This window comes from Hwangdonia seohaensis (assembly GCF_031932625.1).
In the GTDB taxonomy this organism is placed as follows: domain Bacteria; phylum Bacteroidota; class Bacteroidia; order Flavobacteriales; family Flavobacteriaceae; genus Hwangdonia; species Hwangdonia seohaensis.
The window spans coordinates 691,653-711,616 of record NZ_JAVSCK010000001.1 but is presented as its reverse complement, the minus strand read 5'-3'; the positions used below and the strand labels follow the sequence as shown (position 1 = coordinate 711,616).

The 19,964-nt window shown below is 37.2% G+C and carries 18 protein-coding genes and 1 tRNA gene; 10 read left to right on the top strand and 9 right to left on the bottom strand.

Going from position 1 to position 19,964, the window contains the following annotated elements; genetic code table 11:
* Positions 1-6 precede the first annotated feature (6 nt).
* The 5 genes from accB to pdxA form a co-directional block, all read right to left on the bottom strand.
* Positions 7-489: an acetyl-CoA carboxylase biotin carboxyl carrier protein gene (accB, locus tag RNZ47_RS03080; RefSeq protein WP_311936205.1), complete on the bottom strand. Its 483-nt coding sequence runs from the start codon at positions 487-489 to the stop codon at positions 7-9.
* A 28-nt stretch (positions 490-517) separates the two neighbouring features.
* The gene (locus tag RNZ47_RS03075; RefSeq protein ID WP_311936203.1) at positions 518-1,513 is read right to left on the bottom strand and encodes a beta-ketoacyl-ACP synthase III; all 996 of its coding nucleotides are present in this window, start codon (positions 1,511-1,513) and stop codon (positions 518-520) included.
* A 182-nt stretch (positions 1,514-1,695) separates the two neighbouring features.
* Positions 1,696-1,899 carry a 50S ribosomal protein L32 gene (gene rpmF / locus RNZ47_RS03070; RefSeq protein ID WP_034042489.1) on the bottom strand — a complete coding sequence of 68 codons (204 nt, stop codon included), beginning with the start codon at positions 1,897-1,899 and terminating at the stop codon, positions 1,696-1,698.
* Positions 1,900-1,907: 8 nt separating this feature from the next.
* Positions 1,908-2,447, bottom strand: coding sequence for a YceD family protein (locus RNZ47_RS03065; protein ID WP_311936195.1), 540 nt, complete (start codon positions 2,445-2,447; stop codon positions 1,908-1,910).
* Between the two features lie 74 nt (positions 2,448-2,521).
* The gene (pdxA, locus tag RNZ47_RS03060) at positions 2,522-3,568 is read right to left on the bottom strand and encodes a 4-hydroxythreonine-4-phosphate dehydrogenase PdxA (protein WP_311936193.1); all 1,047 of its coding nucleotides are present in this window, start codon (positions 3,566-3,568) and stop codon (positions 2,522-2,524) included.
* 90 nt (positions 3,569-3,658) lie between these two features.
* Between pdxA and RNZ47_RS03055 the strand changes: the two genes are divergently transcribed.
* Positions 3,659-4,255, top strand: coding sequence for a riboflavin synthase (locus RNZ47_RS03055; protein ID WP_311936190.1), 597 nt, complete (start codon positions 3,659-3,661; stop codon positions 4,253-4,255).
* 3 nt (positions 4,256-4,258) lie between these two features.
* Here RNZ47_RS03055 and RNZ47_RS16290 read toward each other — a convergent pair whose 3' ends face one another.
* From RNZ47_RS16290 to mce, 3 genes are all read right to left on the bottom strand, one after another.
* On the bottom strand, positions 4,259-4,453 hold the full coding sequence (locus tag RNZ47_RS16290; protein WP_512699391.1) for an Fjoh_0651 family PID-CTERM protein: 195 nt from the start codon (positions 4,451-4,453) through the stop codon (positions 4,259-4,261).
* 308 nt (positions 4,454-4,761) lie between these two features.
* Positions 4,762-4,835, bottom strand: a tRNA-Ile gene (locus RNZ47_RS03050).
* 75 nt (positions 4,836-4,910) lie between these two features.
* Positions 4,911-5,315: a methylmalonyl-CoA epimerase gene (gene mce / locus RNZ47_RS03045; protein WP_311936188.1), complete on the bottom strand. Its 405-nt coding sequence runs from the start codon at positions 5,313-5,315 to the stop codon at positions 4,911-4,913.
* Positions 5,316-5,414: 99 nt separating this feature from the next.
* Here mce and rbfA point away from each other — a divergent pair, with 99 nt between their 5' ends.
* From rbfA to RNZ47_RS03030, 3 genes are all read left to right on the top strand, one after another.
* Entirely contained in the window at positions 5,415-5,813 is a 399-nt protein-coding gene (gene rbfA, locus RNZ47_RS03040; RefSeq protein WP_311936185.1) for a 30S ribosome-binding factor RbfA, read from the top strand.
* 162 nt (positions 5,814-5,975) lie between these two features.
* The gene (locus RNZ47_RS03035; RefSeq protein ID WP_311936183.1) at positions 5,976-7,181 is read left to right on the top strand and encodes an ABC transporter permease; all 1,206 of its coding nucleotides are present in this window, start codon (positions 5,976-5,978) and stop codon (positions 7,179-7,181) included.
* A gap of 217 nt (positions 7,182-7,398) precedes the next feature.
* Positions 7,399-8,085: a phospholipase D family protein gene (locus RNZ47_RS03030; protein WP_311936181.1), complete on the top strand. Its 687-nt coding sequence runs from the start codon at positions 7,399-7,401 to the stop codon at positions 8,083-8,085.
* Between the two features lie 172 nt (positions 8,086-8,257).
* On the opposite strand, the gene dusB is transcribed toward RNZ47_RS03030, so the two are convergent.
* Positions 8,258-9,253 (bottom strand): tRNA dihydrouridine synthase DusB, encoded by a 996-nt coding sequence (gene dusB / locus RNZ47_RS03025; RefSeq protein WP_311936178.1) that lies wholly within the window; start codon positions 9,251-9,253, stop codon positions 8,258-8,260.
* A gap of 137 nt (positions 9,254-9,390) precedes the next feature.
* Here dusB and lepA point away from each other — a divergent pair, with 137 nt between their 5' ends.
* From lepA to glgB, 6 genes are all read left to right on the top strand, one after another.
* Positions 9,391-11,187 carry a translation elongation factor 4 gene (lepA, locus tag RNZ47_RS03020; protein ID WP_311936175.1) on the top strand — a complete coding sequence of 599 codons (1,797 nt, stop codon included), beginning with the start codon at positions 9,391-9,393 and terminating at the stop codon, positions 11,185-11,187.
* A gap of 551 nt (positions 11,188-11,738) precedes the next feature.
* Positions 11,739-12,941, top strand: a complete 1,203-nt coding sequence (glgA, locus tag RNZ47_RS03015) for a glycogen synthase (protein WP_311936173.1) — start codon at positions 11,739-11,741, stop codon at positions 12,939-12,941.
* Between the two features lie 71 nt (positions 12,942-13,012).
* Entirely contained in the window at positions 13,013-14,278 is a 1,266-nt protein-coding gene (locus RNZ47_RS03010; RefSeq protein ID WP_311936170.1) for a glucose-1-phosphate adenylyltransferase, read from the top strand.
* A 125-nt stretch (positions 14,279-14,403) separates the two neighbouring features.
* Positions 14,404-16,341 carry an alpha-1,4-glucan--maltose-1-phosphate maltosyltransferase gene (locus tag RNZ47_RS03005; RefSeq protein ID WP_311936166.1) on the top strand — a complete coding sequence of 646 codons (1,938 nt, stop codon included), beginning with the start codon at positions 14,404-14,406 and terminating at the stop codon, positions 16,339-16,341.
* A gap of 1 nt (position 16,342) precedes the next feature.
* The gene (locus RNZ47_RS03000; protein ID WP_311936162.1) at positions 16,343-17,974 is read left to right on the top strand and encodes a trehalose synthase; all 1,632 of its coding nucleotides are present in this window, start codon (positions 16,343-16,345) and stop codon (positions 17,972-17,974) included.
* Between the two features lie 3 nt (positions 17,975-17,977).
* Positions 17,978-19,888 carry a 1,4-alpha-glucan branching protein GlgB gene (gene glgB / locus RNZ47_RS02995; RefSeq protein WP_311936157.1) on the top strand — a complete coding sequence of 637 codons (1,911 nt, stop codon included), beginning with the start codon at positions 17,978-17,980 and terminating at the stop codon, positions 19,886-19,888.
* The last annotated feature ends 76 nt before the right edge of the window (positions 19,889-19,964 follow it).

Here is a 19,964-nt window from a genome sequence, read left to right as displayed (position 1 = left end):
GAATTTTTAAGATGGATCAACTAAAAATAGTGGTTGATCGAATTCTACAGGCGAAGAGTCGTCAACTAATACCTTAACTATCTTTCCGGAAACTTCAGATTCAATTTCATTGAAAAGTTTCATGGCTTCAATAACACACAGAACATCGCCTTCGGCAATAGTTTGCCCCACCTCTACAAATAACGGTTTATCCGGTGCTGGCTTTCTGTAAAATGTTCCTATTATTGGAGATTTTATGGTTATGTATTTTGAATCATCTGATCCTGCTGCTGCAGGTGGTGGTGTAGCGGCCGGAGCACTTGCTTCAACTACCGCGGGAGCTGCTGCCACTTGTGGAATTTGAGCAGCGGGAACTTGATGCACTATTGTAGTGTCTGAATCCGACCCCGTTTTGATGGTGATTTTTATATCGTCCATCTCCAATTTAACTTCGCTAGCACCAGACTTGGCAACAAACTTAATTAAATTTTGAATTTCTTTAATATCCATAATTTTGCTTATTAGTTAGTGGTTAGTTTTATGAATTATATGCCCATTTTAAATAAATCGAGCCCCAATTAAATCCGCCCCCAAAAGCGGCAAATATTAAGTTATCCCCTTTCTTTAATTGCGATTCGTAATCGCTTAAAAGCAAAGGTAAGGTAGCCGATGTGGTATTGCCATACTTATGTATGTTCATCATTACCTTTTCATCTTCAAGTTCTATTCTGCTGGCCGTAGCATCGATAATGCGTTTGTTTGCTTGATGTGCTACTAACCAATCAACGTCGTTTTTACTTAAGTTATTTCGTTCTAATATTTTTACGGTAGCATCGGCCATATTAAAAACCGCGTTTTTAAATACGGTTCGACCTTCTTGAAATGCACAATGTGCCCCTTTTTCAATGGCCTCTGGTGTTATTGGATATGACGAACCGCCATAGGTAGCTTGCAAAAACTCTCTGCCCGTACCATCGCTTCGCAGGTACTCATCTTTTAGGCCTACATCTTCTTGAGTTGGCTCAAATAAAACGGCACCTGCGCCATCTCCAAAAATAATACAGGTAGCCCTGTCTTTATAATTAATCATAGAAGACATTTTATCGGCTCCTATCAATAGTACATTTTTATAACGTCCGGATTCAATATAACTGGCGGCAACCGACATACCGAAAAGGAAACTAGAGCAGGCCGCATCTAAATCAAAAGAAAAAGCGTTTACAGCTCCTATCTTTGAGGCCGTATATGCTGCGGTTGATGCTGCTTTCATGTCTGGTGTTGCCGTGGCAACTATAACAAGTTCGATATCTTTGGGATTGATGCCTTTTTTATCAATGAGGTTTTTAGCTGCATTAATAGCTAAAAAAGAGGTGCCTTTACCTTCGCCTTTAAGAATGCGACGTTCTTTTATCCCGGTTCTGGTAGTTATCCATTCGTCGTTTGTATCAACCATCGTTTCAAGAATTTGATTGGTTAATACATAATCTGGCACATATGCGCCTACAGCTGTAATCGCCGCCGAGGTTTTACTCATAATTTTATAGTTATTTCGACCAAAAAAAACATTAAAATTGGACAAAAACGTTCAAAATTTTGTGAAAACTACTAAATTTTGGCTAATTAATACGCAAATTAATCATTTTTGTCTTGTTAGAAAATACTTGTCATAAAAAAAACGCTCACAGGTGAGCGTTTTATAATATGCGTGCATAATATTTATGCTACGTTTTCTACTTCTTCCGAGTTATCAATTAAAACTTGACCTCTGTAGTATAATTTTCCTTCATGCCAATGCGCTCTGTGATATAAGTGAGCCTCACCGGTTGTTGGGCAAGTTGCAATCTGTGGCGCAGTTGCTTTGTAATGTGTTCTTCTTTTATCTCTTCTTGTTTTCGAGATTTTTCTTTTAGGATGTGCCATTTTTTATGTTATTTATCCGTTAATAGTTTCTTTAATGTATTCCATCGAGGGTCAATGTCCTCGTTAGTCTCTTTATTTTCTTTTAGCTTTGGGCTTAACTCGTCGAGTTTTTCAAGTATATCAGAATGCAATGTGCCGTTTTCAATTCCAGGGTGTATACGCTTAATTGGTACGGCAAGTACAATTAATTCGTAAATATATTGTTGGATATTAACCTCGTAAGTGCCGTGTGGAACGATGAGGATATCAATGTTTTCATCGTTAAACTCATCTCCAAACTTAACCACTAAATCAAACTCATTTTCAATGGATTGATTGTACGGCTCGTTGGTTATATCGCAATTAATATTAACAAATCCTGAAGTTTTAAATCGTAATTCCAGCAATGTTGATTTCTTTTCAAACTCAACATCAACCTGAATGTTTACATCATTAAACTCTTCATACTCAAAATGCTCAAAGAACTTTTGTTCGATTTCAAAATTAAAATGATGTTTCCCTATCTTTAACCCTACAAATGGAATTGTAAACTCTTTCAACGGCTTCATTATCACATCTATTTTGAGCCTGCAAATATATAACTTTTTTATTTACGCAACTCTACTTATAAACATTTTTTTGTTTATATCTTTTTTGGTGCTTTTTTTAACCGATTTGATGTAATCTCATCGTACTCCAATCTGTTTCTAAAAATCTTTATTGCCGTAAAAATAGCCTCTTTAAATGAGTTTTCATCGGCTTTACCTTGTCCTGCAATTTCGTATGCCGTACCGTGGTCTGGCGAGGTTCTAACCTTGTTTAAGCCCGCGGTATAATTAACACCTTGGCCAAAAGACAGCGTTTTAAAAGGAATTAAGCCTTGGTCGTGATAGCTGGCTATAATGGCATCGAAATTTTTATAATTGTTGGAGCCAAAAAAACTATCGGCGGCATAAGGCCCGTAAACCAGTTTGCCACCATCTTTAATTTTTTTAAGGGTTGGCCTTAAAACAGCATCATCTTCATTGCCAATAACACCGTTGTCGCCGGTATGCGGATTGATTCCTAAAACTGCAATTTTCGGTCTTCGTATTTTAAAATCTTTTTCAAGCGATTTATAAACGGTATTTATCTTTTTAATGATGAGTTCTTCAGAAATATGATTAACAATGTCTTTTACAGGAACATGATCGGTTAGCAAACCAACTCTTAAGCTGTCGTTTACCATAAACATTAGGCTTTCGCCTTCTAATTCTTGTGCCAAATAATCGGTATGTCCCGGAAAATTAAAGGTTTCAGATTGTATGTTATGTTTGTTTATTGGCGCGGTTACCAAAACGTCAATAGCATCGTTCTTTAATGCCTTTGTTGCCGCTTCTAACGATTTTATGGCGTATTCCCCAATTTTAGGGTTTTCTTTTCCAAACTCGATTTTTACAGGCTCGTTCCAGCAATTAAACACATTAACTTTTCCAATAGCTAATTGTTCTATATTATTAATGTTATTAAAATGAATTTCCGATTTAAAATGTGTTTTTAAAAAGCCCATGGTTTTGGCAGAAGCAAAAATTACAGGCGTGCAAAAATCCAGAAACCTATTATCTTCAAATGTTTTTAAAACAATTTCGCCACCAATGCCATTTAGGTCACCTATCGATATGCCTACAATTATATTTTCTGCGTTCTTCATAAAAAATAACAACTATTGTTTGTAATTTTGACTTTCATTTAAATGAACTCATTTATAGATGCAAATTTAACCAAATAAACAGATAATATTATGTTTACAGGAATTATTGAAGATGTAGGTGTTGTAACGCATTTGAAAAAGGAATTGAATAACCTTCACATTTCAGTACAAAGTGCGATTACTTCTGAGTTAAAAATAGACCAAAGCGTTGCGCATAATGGTGTTTGTTTAACGGTTGTTGAAATTAATGATGATGTATACACCGTTACGGCGATTAAAGAAACTTTAGACAAATCGAATTTAGAAACGTTGAAGATTAACGATAAGGTAAACCTTGAACGCGCCATGAAACTTGGCGATAGGCTTGATGGACATATTGTACAGGGTCATGTAGATCAAACAGCGGTTTGCACCGATATTAAAGAAGAAAAGGGAAGTTGGGTGTTTACCTTTAATTATGATGCCACCCTAAATAATATCACTATTGAAAAGGGTTCGATAACCATTAACGGCACGAGCTTAACCGTTGTTAACTCTAAAAAAGACAGCTTTAGTGTTGCCATTATTCCGTACACTTATGAGCACACAAATTTTAACACCCTAAAAATTGGGACTGTTGTAAATTTAGAATTTGATGTTTTAGGAAAATACGTTACAAAACTCTTAGAGCTGAACCTGCTAAAATAACTACTAGCTTTTTTTAAGTAGTTTTTTAACACCGTAAAATAAGGCAAAACAAGCGCCCGTAAGTAACCCTCCATCTATTGGAGTACCAGGTGGTGGTGGCGGTCCGGGTGGTGGTGGTTCACTGCCTTGGGCAACACACACAAAACTTATTAATACAAATAAGATTGAGGCAAATATTCTTTTATTTTGTATCGTCATTGGTACGCAAATGTATAAAAAAAAGCGAGTTAGCAAAACAAATATACAATTATTAACGGAAAAACATCCATGAAACGTTAAAAATCATCGATGAAACACACTATTTACCTTGTAACTCGTTTATTGAAAAACGCACATTTTCTTATAAAATTATATGAGCCAAAAAAATGATCCCTCAATTTTTTTATTCACAAAACAAATATATATAATTTGCTAACAAAACAAAATTTAATTACAGGTTTGATTAACACCATGTTATAAAATAAAAAAGCCCCACATTTCTGTAAGGCTTTTGCAATTTCTAGAAGTGGTCCCACCTGGGCTCGAACCAGGGACTTTCTGATTATGAGTCAGATACTCTAACCAACTGAGTTATAGGACCTGTTGGCTTTCGCTAACATTTCTCTTTAAAAGAGGGTGCAATATTAATACATATTTTATAACTCTACAAGAATTTTTAAGGCTTTATAGTTTGACACAACTCAATTAACACACCATTTGAAGATTTTGGATGTAAAAAAGCCACCAACTTGTTGTCCGCACCTTTTTTGGGTGTTTCATTCAACACTTTAAAGCCTTCATTTTTAAGGCGTTTAATTTCGGCATCAATATCATCTACATCAAAAGCTATATGGTGTATGCCCTCGCCTTTTTTGGCAATAAACTTGGCGATGGGACTGTCTTCATGCGAGGCTTCCAATAGTTCAATTTTGTTTTCGCCCACTTTAAAAAACGAGGTGTTTACGCCTTCGCTGGCTACTTTTTCTATTTTATAGTGTGATTTTCCGAATAATTTAGAGAATAATTCATTCGAATCATCAAGGTTTTTTACAGCTATGCCAATATGCTCAATCTTATTCATGTAAACTTCTTTTGGTTTAAAATACATATTTTACAAATCAAAAGTAAGATAATCTTTAAATATCCGCTATTTTTGCATTTTTAATAGTAATTTTATTCTGTGGAAGAAGAAAGTCAAAGACAAAAAAAAATAGGATCGGTTTTACAACGCGATTTGGTTGATGTGTTACAAAACGCAGCGACCCAAGGCGGCATGCAAGGCGTACTGATTTCGGTAACCAAAGTAAAAGTTACGGTAGACCTCTCTGTGGCTAAAGTATATTTAAGTATTTTTCCCAACAACAAAGGCGCAGCACTTATTGATGGCATAAAATCCAATGCGCCATTAATTAGGCACGAATTGGCGCAGCGTACCAAAAACCAATTAAGGCGCATGCCTAGATTAGAGTTTTTTATTGATGATTCTTTAGAGTATATCGACCAAATTGATAAGTCATTAAAAGGCGAGGAAAACCCAATAAAAGACCCTTCAATTCTCGATAAACGAAAAAAATCGTAGTCGGTTTTTAAATTCCTAAAAGTAAAATACTTTAAAGTAAACCAATCCCGTGCAGGCACACGAGCGTATTTGCCGGAAACCAATTTTGATTTCGAGTAAGTATGTGAGCATTTCAAATCTCCATTATCGAGTAAAACTCATTTTTCTTTTTATATTTAAATCATGAATGTTTCACTGTATATCGCTAAACGTTATTTACGCTCAAAAAGCAGCAACAACGCCATAAATATTATTAGCATTATTGCGGTTATTGGCATAATTCTGGGTGCAGCGTCTTTATTTATAGTGCTTTCTGGTTTTGCGGGTTTAAAAGATTTTACACTGCAATTCTCAACTATTGTCGACCCCGATTTAAAAGCCGAAACCGCCGTTGGGAAATCTTTTTTTATCACTGACGAAGACCTTAACAAATTAAACGATTTAGAAGCGATTGCAGAATTCTCACAAGTTATTGAAGAACGTGTTATTGTAGCCTCGAACGATAAAAACTATTTGGCCACCATAAAAGGTGTTGATGCCCATTTTAAAAACGTTGTTGCCATCGATTCCGTGATCTCACAAGGCAGTTGGCTTGAGCAAAAAACCAACCAGATTGTAGTGGGCTGGGGCATTTCCAACAACCTGTCTTTTGGCGTTTTAAATTATGCCAAACCCATAAACCTATATGTGCCCAAACCCGGAACAGGGCAAATTACATCGGCCAAAAACGCCTTTAACACCGTTAACGCCACTAATGTTGGGGTTTTTGATATTAACGAAACCCTAAACGATACCTATGTTTTTACGTCTATAAATTTAGCGCAAAATCTTTTAAACTATAAGCCCAACCAAGTATCATCAATTGAATTTAAACTAAAACAAGGGGCAGACGAGCTTCAGGCTAAAGAAGCCATCCAAACCGTTTTGGGCGACAGGGTTGTTATAAAAAACCGCGCCCAACTTAACGACGCCCTGTACAAAATGCTCAACACCGAAAATTTAGCGGTTTACTTAATTTTCACCTTGGTTTTAATCATCGCTTTATTTAATGTGATCGGGTCTATTATTATGATGATTTTAGACAAAAAAAAATCGCTCAACACCCTTTTTAATTTAGGTGCTACGATTAAGGATATTCGGAAAATATTCTTTCTACAAGGCACATTAATGTCGGTTTTGGGCGGATTGGTTGGCCTGGGCTTAGCCTTAATAATTTTGGTGCTTCAAATCATGTTCGATTTGGTCATGATAACACCATCGTTGGCTTATCCCGTAACCATTAAAACCGAAAACTTATTTATCGTATTTATAACCATTTCTGTTTTAGGGATTTTGGCCTCAAAAATAGCATCGGCGCGCATTACAAAAGCACTGGTGCAGACGCAATAATTAAAACGGTTTATGGCGAGTTGCCATAAAAATGGCAAACAGGCTTTCACAACTCGCTTTTTTTGAAAAAACAAAAAAGAGCTCAAACAAGTTACTCAATCCTTCTCGCGAGCGTGTTTGTAAACTTTGTTTTTTAATAGAATCTTAGTTTCATTTGTTATAGCAAACGCTTATTTTTGTTCTTAATAAACCTAACTCAAAAAAACCTGCTTATAAATTGAAAGTAATCGGAACAACAAAAATTTCCAATGAAATAGAGGAAATATTAAATAGCGCTGAAAAAAAGCTAATTCTAGTATCACCATACTTAAAACTAAACCAAAGACTGAAAGTTAGACTTTCAGACGCTTTTAAAAAAGTCGATAACGCTTATTTAATTTACAGAGAGAATCAACTTAAAAGTCAAGATTTGATTTGGTTAAAATCATTCAAAAATTTAAAAATATTCTCAATAAAAAACTTACATTCAAAAATCTATCTCAATCAAGATGTTGCTGTAATTTCTTCAATGAATTTATACGAATATTCTCAAATAAACAATCATGAAATTGGGGTGAAACTAGAATTCAATGAGGATCAAAATGAATATAAAGATACTCTGAAAGAAATAAGAATTATGGTAGAATCCGAATATAATGACAATTGTTTTTCTCAAATTTTAGAAAGTATTGAAAATTATTCAATGGGAAGGTTATTTTGGGAACTAAGTGAAAACTATTCATTTAAAAACTATAGAAGTGGCTCACAATATCTTTATGAGTTCATAAGCGATAAAGCTAGAGAAATAACTGAATTTAAAGACTACGAGCTTTATCAAGATAAAACAGCTGTTTTGAGGGCTACCGATTTAGGTAAAGAAAGATTTAACCTTCTGAAAAAAAGATTGAAAGAAATAGCAAATTAAAAATTTAAACCAAACCTTAGCAAACACGCGCAAAAGCGATAGCAGTGGTTAGCTTTTGGCGAGGCGAGCATCGAACCAAAACTAGTAACGGATAGCGCGGTGGCTTGCCATTTGCCCAAAAACATATTGAAATTTTTATTCGTGAAAATTAGTGAAATTCGTGTCCTAAAAACTACTCCACAAACTCATAGCCCGCAAACTTTTCCAACACGGCATCAAAAGCAGCAAACACATCTTTGGAGGCGTCGCTGGTTACCATTTTCATGCGGTGCTCCTTAAAATGCGGGATTCCTTTAAAGTAGTTGGTGTAATGGCGGCGGGTTTCAAAAACACCCAAAGTTTCGCCTTTCCAATCTATAGCCATTTGTAAGTGGCGGCGAGCCGCTTCAACACGTTCTTCCAAAGAAATGGGTGCTAAATGTTCGCCGATTTTAAAAAAGTGTTTTACCTGTTTAAAAAACCACGGGTTGCCAATGCTGGCACGACCAATCATGGCGCCATCCAATCCGTAACTATCGCGCATTTCCATGGCTTTTTCGGGCGATGTAATATCACCATTTCCAAACACTGGAATATGCATGCGCGGGTTGTTTTTTACATCGGCAATCGGTTTCCAGTCGGCATCGCCTTTATACATTTGGGCTCGTGTACGCCCGTGTATCGCAATAGCTTTACAGCCCACATCCTGCAAACGTTCGGCAACCTCAACAATTTTTATGGAATCGTGGTCCCAGCCCAAACGCGTTTTTACGGTAATGGGAATGTTGGTGCGCTTTACCATTTCGGCAGTAAGGCTTTCCATCAGGCAGACATCTTTTAAAATTCCTGCGCCCGCGCCTTTGCTCACCACCTTTTTTACGGGGCAACCAAAATTAATATCGATAATATCCGGGTTTGATGCCGAAACAATATCGATGGTTTGCAGCATACTGTCTAAATTCGCACCGAATATTTGAATACCAACAGGCCGTTCTTTTTCATAAATATCAAGCTTCATAACGCTTTTCGCGGCGTTGCGTATTAAGCCTTCGCTCGATACAAACTCGGTATACACCACATCGGCGCCCTGTTCTTTGCACAACGCACGAAATGGCGGATCGCTAACATCTTCCATAGGCGCTAAAAGCAACGGAAAATCAGGGAGTTCTATGTTATCTATTTTTACCACTAGTATATTTTGGATTGCAAAAGTATTGAAAATGAATGAAATATTTATAAAAGTGCCCTTCAATACCCTAAAAACAATAAATATATCCAGATAAAATCATCTATATTTGCAAAATCTTTTTATGAAGATTGTTGACTATGAAGAATATTAGAAACTTTTGCATTATTGCACATATAGACCACGGTAAAAGCACCTTGGCAGACCGTTTGTTGGACTACACAGGCTCTGTTACCGCTAGGGAAAAACAGGACCAATTACTGGATAGCATGGATTTGGAGCGCGAACGTGGGATTACCATAAAATCGCACGCCATTCAAATGGATTATGAGCTTAATGGCGAAAAATATGTTCTCAATTTAATTGACACCCCTGGGCATGTCGATTTTAGTTACGAGGTATCACGATCCATTGCAGCCTGCGAAGGGGCGTTGCTTATTGTTGATGCGGCACAAAGCATACAAGCGCAAACCATTTCCAATTTATATTTGGCGTTGGAAAACGATTTGGAGATTATTCCAATTTTAAACAAAGTTGATTTACCGAGTGCTAACCCAGATGAAGTTACCGATGATATTGTAGATTTATTAGGTTGCGACCCCGAAGAAGTAATTCACGCCAGTGGAAAAACTGGTTTTGGTGTCGACAATATTTTAAAAGCCATTATCGATCGTGTTCCTGCGCCAAAAGGCGACCCCAATGCACCATTGCAAGCTTTAATTTTCGATTCGGTTTACAACACATTTAGAGGTATTGAAACGTATTTTAGGGTTTTTAACGGCGAAATAAAAAAAGGCCAACACATAAAATTTGTTGCCACAGGTAAGGATTATTATGCCGACGAGGTGGGAACCTTAAAACTAAGTCAAGTTGCCAAACAAAGTGTAAAAGCTGGTGATGTTGGTTATTTAATTACCGGCATTAAAACCGCCAAAGAAGTAAAAGTAGGTGATACCATTACCGATTTTGCCAAACCAACCACCAATATTGTTGAAGGTTTTGAAGATGTAAAACCTATGGTATTTGCTGGTATTTACCCTGTTGACACAGAAGATTATGAAGAGTTGAGAGCCTCGATGGAAAAGCTTCAGTTAAATGATGCTTCCCTGGTATTTCAACCTGAAAGTTCAGCGGCATTAGGTTTTGGTTTCCGTTGTGGGTTTTTAGGCATGCTTCACATGGAAATTATCCAAGAACGTTTAGAGCGCGAGTTTGATATGACGGTGATTACAACCGTACCCAACGTATCGTACTACGCCTATACAAACAAAAACCCAGACGAGGCTTTTGTTGTAAATAACCCGTCCGATTTACCAGATCCTTCAACCATAAACCGTGTTGAAGAACCCTATATAAAAGCCACTATTATTACCAAAGCGGATTTTGTTGGAAACGTCATGTCGCTGTGTATTGAAAAACGCGGTATCATTATCAATCAAACCTATTTAACGCCAGAGCGTGTTGAATTGACTTTTGAAATGCCTTTGGCGGAAATTGTTTTCGATTTCTACGATCGTTTAAAAACGGTTTCAAAAGGCTACGCATCCTTTGATTATTCGCCTATAGGTATGAAAACATCAAAATTGGTGCGTTTGGATATTCTGTTAAATGCATTGCCTGTTGATGCCCTTTCGGCTTTAATACATGCCGATAACGCTCAGAACATTGGTAAAAAAATGTGCGAGAAACTCAAGGAATTAATTCCACGCCAACAGTTCGATATTCCTATTCAAGCGGCTATTGGAGCCAAAATTATTTCCAGGGAAACCATTAAAGCACTCCGTAAAGATGTAACCGCTAAATGTTACGGTGGCGATATTTCGCGAAAGCGTAAACTTCTTGAAAAACAGAAAAAAGGTAAAAAACGTATGCGACAAGTGGGTAATGTAGAAATCCCACAACAAGCTTTTATGGCGGTTTTAAAGCTGAATGATTAAATACGCTTGCAAGTACTTAAAACTTTAAGGGTTTACCTGTTAATTCATTAAATTATTGGCGATTTATTTATTTTTAAAACCCAATAGTCCCTACCGGATGTGCCTTAATATTTGATTGCAGGAATTAAAGTAAAAATGGAATTTTCCAATCTTTTTTTATTGATAATTTCCTTTAATCGGGCGAATACCTTTTTTTTCGTAAAAATAAAATTACCCTAAAATTGTTAACAATTATTTTGTATGTTTATAACATAGTAAACATCATTAATGGTTAAACTTTCAACAAACACTTAAAAACACTGTGTTTAACTCATGCCAAATTTTAAATTTTTTTTACATCAAGCCATTCATTGTTATTAACATTTTTTATTGTTTTAAGGAAACCCATAGTTTGGTTTTCAATTGATTTATAGCTTTTGTAATTGCATTTTTTTGATGTTTTACTGAACCATTTGATATGAAATGGGCATAACTAAATGAGTTTGAAAATATTATTTTGTTTTGCGCATGGCATCTTTATTAATTCAATAAAAACAATTAAAGACCAATAGATGAAAGCACTTTTTTACACTAGAGAATTTCCACCTTATGTTTATGGTGGCGCAGGAGTTCATGTTGAGTATTTAGCAGGCGAATTGGCCAAACTCATGGAAGTGGATGTAAGATGTTTTGGAGACCAAAATAGCACATCGGATAATTTAACAGTAAAAGGCTTTCCGTTTGATGACGGTGTGTTTAAAAACTCGGAGGATAAACTAAAATCCGTATTTAAAACACTGAGCACATGCTTACACATGAATGCAGACCCCATTGATGCCGATGTGGTGCATTGCCATACTTGGTACGCCCATTTTGCAGGTATAGTTGCTAAATTGTGCTACGGCACGCCGCTTGTTATTACAACGCATTCCTTAGAACCTTTAAGACCTTGGAAAAGAGAGCAGTTGGGCAGAGGTTACGATGCTTCTTCTTGGGTTGAAAAAACAGCCATAGAAATGGCAGATGCCCTAATTGCGGTTTCAGAAGAAACCAAAGAGGATGTTATCAAACATTTTAATGTTGACGAAAGCAAAATACATGTTATTTACAACGGTATTAACCTGCAGCAATACATAACGACTTCCGAAACCTCAACCTTAGATGAATATGGCGTTGACAAAACAAAACCTTACGTCCTTTTTGTGGGTAGAATTACGCGTCAAAAAGGCATCATTCATTTGGTAAATGCCATAAAATACATCGACCCAAACACGCAAATCGTACTTTGTGCCGGAGCGCCGGATACGCCTGAGATTGGTAAAGAAATGGAAGATGCCGTTAACGAGGTAAAAAAGACAAGGGACAACGTTATTTGGATTGACAAGATGGTTACCAAAGAAGAAATCATTCAGTTATATTCTCATGCCGATGTATTTTGCTGTCCCTCAATTTATGAGCCATTTGGAATTATAAATATCGAGGCCATGGCTTGTAACACGGCTGTTGTAGCCAGTGCGGTTGGCGGTATAAAAGAAGTGGTTGTACATGGCGAAACAGGACTATTAATTCCTTTGGAACAACAAAAAGAAGCCCCTTTTGAGCCTATTGATCCCGATAAATTTTCAAAAGACTTAGCCGATGGCGTTAACAAGGTCATTAACGATAAAGCCTTAAGGGAGACTATGGCCAAAAACGGGAGGAAACGCGTTGAAGATCATTTTGACTGGATTGCCATTGCCAAACAAGTCGAAAAATTATACAAATCTTTAATATAAAAGTTGTAAATTACAGAAGCACAAGTCTTCTTAAAAACTATATTTTATAACATACAAAACCACAGCTGAAAATGATAAACAACAAAGTATTAGCCATAATATTAGGTGGCGGCCAAGGCTCAAGATTATACCCATTAACACAAGCAAGATCTAAACCGGCCGTTCCCATTGCCGGAAAATACAGATTGGTAGATATTCCAATCTCAAATTGCATCAATTCGGATATTAAACGCATGTTTGTATTAACGCAATTCAACTCGGCCTCGTTAAACAAGCATATTAAAAACACTTATCATTTTAGTTTTTTTAGCAGTGCTTTTGTCGACATTTTAGCCGCGGAGCAAACGCCAAACCACAAAACCTGGTTTCAAGGTACTGCCGATGCCGTGCGCAAAAGCATGCACCATTTTTTAAACCATGAATTCGATTACTTTTTAATACTATCCGGCGATCAATTATACCAAATGGATTATGAAAAAATGATTGAAGCCCATGAGGAAGCCAATGCTAAAATATCAATAGCCACCATTCCGGTTACGGCAAAAGAAGCCACGGAATTTGGAATTTTAAAAGCAGACAACTCCAATATCATAACCTCATTTATTGAAAAGCCCGATGCCAGTTTATTACCAGATTGGACATCGGAAGTAAGTGACGACATGAAAAACCAGGGTAGAGATTACTTAGCATCAATGGGTATTTATATCTTTAACCGGGATTTACTAACCGAGTTAATGAAAAACCCGGACACCAATGATTTTGGAAAAGAAATCATTCCTCAAAGTATAGAAAGCCAAAAAACACTAAGTTACCAATACGAAGGGTACTGGACCGATATAGGTAACATAGATTCATTTTTTGAAGCCAACATTGGGCTTACTGCCGATATTCCAAAGTTCGATTTATACGACAAGAAAAAACGCATTTACACCCATGCGCGCATGCTGCCCACTACAAAAGTGGCAGGCACCATGTTAGAAAAAGCCGTAATAGCCGAAGGTTGTATTATCAGTGCTGCTAAAATAGAGCAATCTGTTATTGGCATTCGTTCTAGAATTGGTGACGAATCTACGGTTATAAACACCTATATGATGGGTTCGGACTACTATGAAAATAATTTAATTATTGATAGAAATAAAACTCCGGTTTTATTGGGTATAGGACAACGCTGCTTTATAAAAAATGCGATTTTGGATAAAAACTGCCGCATTGGCGATGATGTTAGAATAAACGGAGGCACTCATTTAGAAGAAGTTGAAACAGATACCTATATGATTAAACAAGGCATTGTAATTATCAAAAAAGGAGCTACAATCCCTCCAGGATTTGTAATTTAAAAAAAGCTTCTCATAATTCTGATAACTGAAAAAAAACCAAGACTAAAAAAACTTTTATTTTTCTTATGCCAATATAGTTATACCTTGGTGTACCGTTAAATTGGCAATATATATTATCTACTAACATGCAAGACCAAAGAAGAGTTGTAATAGACCATGTTTCGCCCAGCGTTAATGGCGGCGAATTTTATATTAAACGCGTAGTAAACGAAATTGTTAACATAGAGGCCTACATTATGGCCGATGGGCATGATGTGCTTGGAGCATCTGTATTATATAAACACGAAAAGGCCAAAAATTGGCAGGAAACAAGAATGCGTTTGTTGTCAAATGACGAATGGCAAGCCGCTTTTACTGTCGAAAAACAAGGTTTTTATACCTATAAAGTACAAGCATGGGTAGATTACGCCCTTAATTGGAGGCATGGTTTAATCCGAAAAATTAATGACGGGCAGCACGTGCGTTCAGAATTATTGGAAGGCGTTCAGTTTATTGAGGCCATTGTAGATAAAGTAAATGCCGAGGATAAAACTTATTTAAATCACCTGCATCGTATTTTTCAAGATGAAAACGATTATGGCGAAGCCATTACCGAAGCCAGCACAAAAAGACTGTACGACCTGTTTTATAACAATCCTGTAAAAATCCTTGATAACGCATCAAAGGAATTTCGCGTTTATGTCGATAGAAAAAAAGCACGATTTAGTACGTGGTACGAATTCTTTCCGCGTTCGGCATCAGAAAAAGAAGGTGTTCACGGCACATTTAAAGATTGCGAGCGTTTGCTTCCCAGAATAAAAAACATGGGGTTTGATGTGGTGTACCTGCCCCCTATCCATCCCATTGGCGAAGTTAACCGAAAAGGTAAAAACAACACCACAGAAGCCAAAGATGGCGATGTGGGCTCCACTTGGGGCGTAGGTTCTAAACATGGCGGACATAAAGACATCCATCCTGAATTAGGTTCGCTTGACGATTTTAAATCCTTAATTAATAAGGCCAAAGAGAACAACTTGGAAATTGCCATGGATTATGCGCTACAAGCCGCTCCAGACCACCCTTGGGTTAAAGACCACCCAAAATGGTTTAAATGGCGACCGGACGGCACCGTGCAATATGCTGAAAATCCCCCAAAAAAATACCAGGATATTTTACCCATTTACTGGGAAAGCGAAGATTATAAAAACCTTTGGAAAGAATGCTTGGATATTTTAATGTATTGGATAGATTGCGGCATTCACATTTTTAGAGTGGATAACCCACATACCAAACCCTTTTATTTTTGGCATTGGATAATTACCAAGGTTAAGGCAAAACACCCAGATGTTATCTTTTTAGCCGAAGCTTTTACGGCACCTAAAGTAATGCAGCAACTTGCAAAACAAGGTTACACACAATCTTACACATATTTTACTTGGCGAGAAAGCAAACACGAACTTATTGAATATATTGAAGAATTGACCAAAAGCGAGTTAAGCCAATATATGCAGCCTAATTTCTGGCCAAATACACCAGATATCAACCCGTATCATTTACAAGGTGCAAACGAGTCAATGCACATACTGCGCTATGCGCTGGCTGCAACTTTAAGTTCCTGTATTGGTATTTACGGTCCTGTTTTTGAATATATGCTTTCAAGCCCTTTGCTTGGGAAAGAAGAGTATCTCAATTCAGAAAAATTCCAAATAACACATTACGATTGGAACATTCAAAACAAACTGATTACTATTATAGCAAAAATAAACTATATCAGGCACACCAATCCTGCGCTTCAGCAAACCAATAACATTAAATTCTGCCACATAGCAAACGATAACTTAATGGCTTTTTACAAATGGAACGACGATCGTACCAATGAAATTTTTGTGGTTATAAGCCTGGATTCGCACCGATCGCAACAAGGCACCGTTCAAGTACCTCTGCACGATTTAAAGGTACACGCGGGTCAGAATATTGAAATGCACGATTTAATTACAGATAGCCGCTACAATTGGAATAGCGAATGGTGCTATGTAGAATTGCACCCTACCATGCCCTTTCATATTTTCAAGATTAATAAATAGTATGCCAGAACAAGCGTCTATATCGGCCATAAACCAACCTTTTAAGTTTCATAAAAGTTGGAACGAACTGCTTGATAGCAACGAGTTTGTCAAGGTTTTTCTATCGGATGTTTTAGAAGATTATATGGTTAAGCAACGTTGGTACGGCGGTAAGTCGAGCCAGTTGAAATATATAGAACTCGCTGAATATTTTAAAATTCAACAACATGGCGAAATTTATTTCGGACTGATATTGGAGGTTAATTTTGTTGAAGCTTTTTATCAGCACTATTTTTTACCTATTGCATTTGTAACAGATGAAAACTTTGCACAAAACGACAGGATTCTTCCTATTGAAATAAACAACAGAAAAGGCCATATTATTGATGCCGTAAACTTAGAAGCGTTTAGAAAACTGGTTTTTGAGCGTATTGCTACGGCAGAACCTAAAGACACCACAAAAGTACAATACCACAAAAGCCACTTGTTTGAAAACAAAACCTACGAATCGTCAAGGTGTATGGGTGTGGAACAGAGCAACACCTCGCTGGTTTACAACGAAAAGTATGTGTTAAAGTTTTTCAGACGCATTTTTGCAGATAAAAATCCCGATTACGAAATGAGTCGGTTTTTATCAGAAAAAAAAGAGTACAAAAACACCCCTTCTTATTTGGGAAGTATAAATTTAGTGGATTCTGAAAACACCAACCTAACCATCGGCCTTTTGCAAGAATTAATCCCTAACGAAGGCGACGCTTGGACCTATATGCTAAAAGAATTGCATAAGGTATTTTCAAATTTAGAATACAAAAACATAAATATTGATACCCTTCCAAACACCGAATTGTATCAACGCTTAACCATTCAAGATATACCACCACAAATTATAGATTGGGCTGGTTTAAACTTATTTAATCAAATTAAAACCTTGGCGAAGCGCACCGCGGAAATGCACATTGCTTTGGGTTCGGAATTTGAAGAAACCGCGTTTACCCCGGCACATTATAACGGCGATTATTCGGTTTGGTTGAAAAACAAAATGCTCCATCAGTTTCAAAACAGGCTCAATGCCATTGAAAACAACATGCACAAATTAGATGGATTGGCCTTGGTATTGGCCAACGAATTTCTCGATAAAAAAAACCGCATCAGAAAACGATTTGTAGATTTTGATTGGACCAAATTAAAGGGCGAACGCATACGCATTCATGGCGACTACCATTTGGGCCAGATTTTAGTAAAACAGAACGATTTCTATATTATAGATTTTGAAGGCGAACCCGAAAGCACCATCCGAGACCGGAAAGTAAAACAGCCCCCGTTAAAAGACGTTGCAGGCTTATTTAGGTCCTTTCACTATGCTATTTACGCTACCGTATTCAATAATGGCAAAACCCATTACAAAGCTAATCAAGAAGCGTTATTTAAAGCTTCAGAAGTACTGTACCGCTACATTACAGGTTTGTTTTTAGGCACCTATGTGACCGAAACACAAAACGCAAATCTGAATTTAGGATACAATCAAGAACGTATATTTATATTAAAATACTGCTTATTGGAAAAGGCAGTTTACGAATTGGGTTACGAGCTCAATTCGCGCCCCGAATGGGCAGTGATTCCATTAAAAGGAATATCTAACATAATAAATCATTAATCTATGGCACAAGTAAAAGTACACAGTCTATTTACAGAATTCGATATCAACCTTTTTAAAGCCGGAAAACATTTTAGACTTTACAAAAAATTTGGTTCTCATCTTATTACGGTTGATGGTATTGATGGTGTATATTTTGCAGTTTGGGCACCTACGGCAAAACAGGTTTCTGTAATTGGCGATTTTAACTATTGGATGGAAGGCGAGCACCAATTAAACGTGCGTTGGGATTCCAGTGGTATTTGGGAAGGTTTTATCCCGCTGGTTGAAAAAGGAGCGATATATAAATATAAAATACAAAGCAACAACAACGATATTAAAACCGAAAAAGCCGACCCCTATGCAAGACGTTACGAGCACAACCCAAAAACGGGGTCCATAGTTTGGGACGACGATTATAAATGGAAAGACAAAAACTGGATGAAAACGCGTAAAAAGCACAATGCCTTAGATGCGCCTTATTCGGTTTACGAAGTCCATTTGGGCTCTTGGAAAAGGCAGGTTGAAGAAGACCGGTTTCTGTCTTATTACGAGCTTGCCGACGATTTGGTTAACTATGTAAAGGAGATGAATTTTACACACGTTGAGTTGATGCCCATTATGGAGTTTCCCTACGACCCTTCCTGGGGTTATCAAGTTACAGGATATTTTGCACCAACATCGCGCTTTGGCTATCCCGAGGAATTCAAATATTTAGTCGATAAATTCCATCAAGCCGGTATAGGTATCATTCTAGACTGGGTACCATCACATTTCCCGGAAGATGCCCACGGACTAGGGTTCTTCGATGGTTCAAATCTATACGAACACCCCGATAAACGCAAGGGCTACCATCAAGATTGGAAAAGTTTGATTTTTAATTATGAGCGCAATGAAGTGCGTTCGTTTTTAATAAGTAATGCCGTGTTTTGGATGGATCAATACCACGCCGATGGTTTACGTGTTGATGCCGTTGCTTCCATGCTGTTTTTAGATTATTCGAGAGAAGATGGCGAGTGGGAACCAAATATATATGGTGGCAGGGAAAACCTAGCCGTGATAAGCTTTTTAAAGGAATTGAATGAAGAAATTTACAGCTCTTTCCCCGATGTGCAAACCATAGCCGAAGAATCGACGGCATTCCCGGGTGTTTCCAAACCCGTGTTTTTAGGTGGTTTGGGCTTTGGAATGAAATGGATGATGGGTTGGATGCACGATACCTTAGAGTATTTTGCCAAAGACCCCATTTACAGAAAATTCCACCAAAATGATATTACTTTCAGTTTGGCATATGCCTTTTCAGAAAACTTTATGTTACCGCTTTCGCACGACGAGGTGGTGTACGGCAAAAAATCTATTTTAGGAAGAATGCCCGGTGACGAGTGGCAGCGCTTTGCCAACCTTCGTCTTTTATATAGCTATATGTTTACGCATCCCGGAACCAAATTAGTGTTTATGGGCGGCGAATTTGGGCAACAAAACGAGTGGGACTTCCAAGATAGTTTAGATTGGAATTTACTGGAATACAAATCGCATAAAAACTTTCAGCACTTTTTTAAAGCCCTGAACACCTTGTACAAAACCACGCCGGCTTTATTTGAAAAAGCCTTTACTAACGAGGGATTTGAGTGGATTAGTTTCGATGACCACGAAAACTGCGTACTATCGTATATCAGAAAAGGAAAAAAATCAACCGATGATGTGGTTGTAGTTTGCAACTTAACACCAACGGTAAGGGAAAAATATCGTATTGGCGTCACCAAAAAAGGCCAACTTACCGAGGTTTTTAATAGCGATGAAAAAGCCTTTGGAGGTAGCGGTATTTCAAATTCAAAAGAAATTAGCATAAAAAAACAAACTTGGAACGGGAAGGATTATTCGGCAGAAATTACGCTTTCGCCGCTTGGTGTTTCCATATTCAAATTCAAACAATAATCAACCCTTACATAAAACACAATTATTTTGCTGATTGATTGTGTTTTATGTAACCAATCCCCCGTATTTTTATTGA

Coding starts and splice junctions, on each gene's coding strand:
- accB (WP_311936205.1), bottom strand. CDS start 489: ATGGATATTAAAGAAATTCAAAATTTAATTAAGTTTGTTGCCAAGTCT.
- RNZ47_RS03075 (WP_311936203.1), bottom strand. CDS start 1,513: ATGAGTAAAACCTCGGCGGCGATTACAGCTGTAGGCGCATATGTGCCA.
- rpmF (WP_034042489.1), bottom strand. CDS start 1,899: ATGGCACATCCTAAAAGAAAAATCTCGAAAACAAGAAGAGATAAAAGA.
- RNZ47_RS03065 (WP_311936195.1), bottom strand. CDS start 2,447: ATGAAGCCGTTGAAAGAGTTTACAATTCCATTTGTAGGGTTAAAGATA.
- pdxA (WP_311936193.1), bottom strand. CDS start 3,568: ATGAAGAACGCAGAAAATATAATTGTAGGCATATCGATAGGTGACCTA.
- RNZ47_RS03055 (WP_311936190.1), top strand. CDS start 3,659: ATGTTTACAGGAATTATTGAAGATGTAGGTGTTGTAACGCATTTGAAA.
- RNZ47_RS16290 (WP_512699391.1), bottom strand. CDS start 4,453: ATGACGATACAAAATAAAAGAATATTTGCCTCAATCTTATTTGTATTA.
- mce (WP_311936188.1), bottom strand. CDS start 5,315: ATGAATAAGATTGAGCATATTGGCATAGCTGTAAAAAACCTTGATGAT.
- RNZ47_RS03035 (WP_311936183.1), top strand. CDS start 5,976: ATGAATGTTTCACTGTATATCGCTAAACGTTATTTACGCTCAAAAAGC.
- lepA (WP_311936175.1), top strand. CDS start 9,391: ATGAAGAATATTAGAAACTTTTGCATTATTGCACATATAGACCACGGT.
- glgA (WP_311936173.1), top strand. CDS start 11,739: ATGAAAGCACTTTTTTACACTAGAGAATTTCCACCTTATGTTTATGGT.
- RNZ47_RS03010 (WP_311936170.1), top strand. CDS start 13,013: ATGATAAACAACAAAGTATTAGCCATAATATTAGGTGGCGGCCAAGGC.
- RNZ47_RS03005 (WP_311936166.1), top strand. CDS start 14,404: ATGCAAGACCAAAGAAGAGTTGTAATAGACCATGTTTCGCCCAGCGTT.
- RNZ47_RS03000 (WP_311936162.1), top strand. CDS start 16,343: ATGCCAGAACAAGCGTCTATATCGGCCATAAACCAACCTTTTAAGTTT.
- glgB (WP_311936157.1), top strand. CDS start 17,978: ATGGCACAAGTAAAAGTACACAGTCTATTTACAGAATTCGATATCAAC.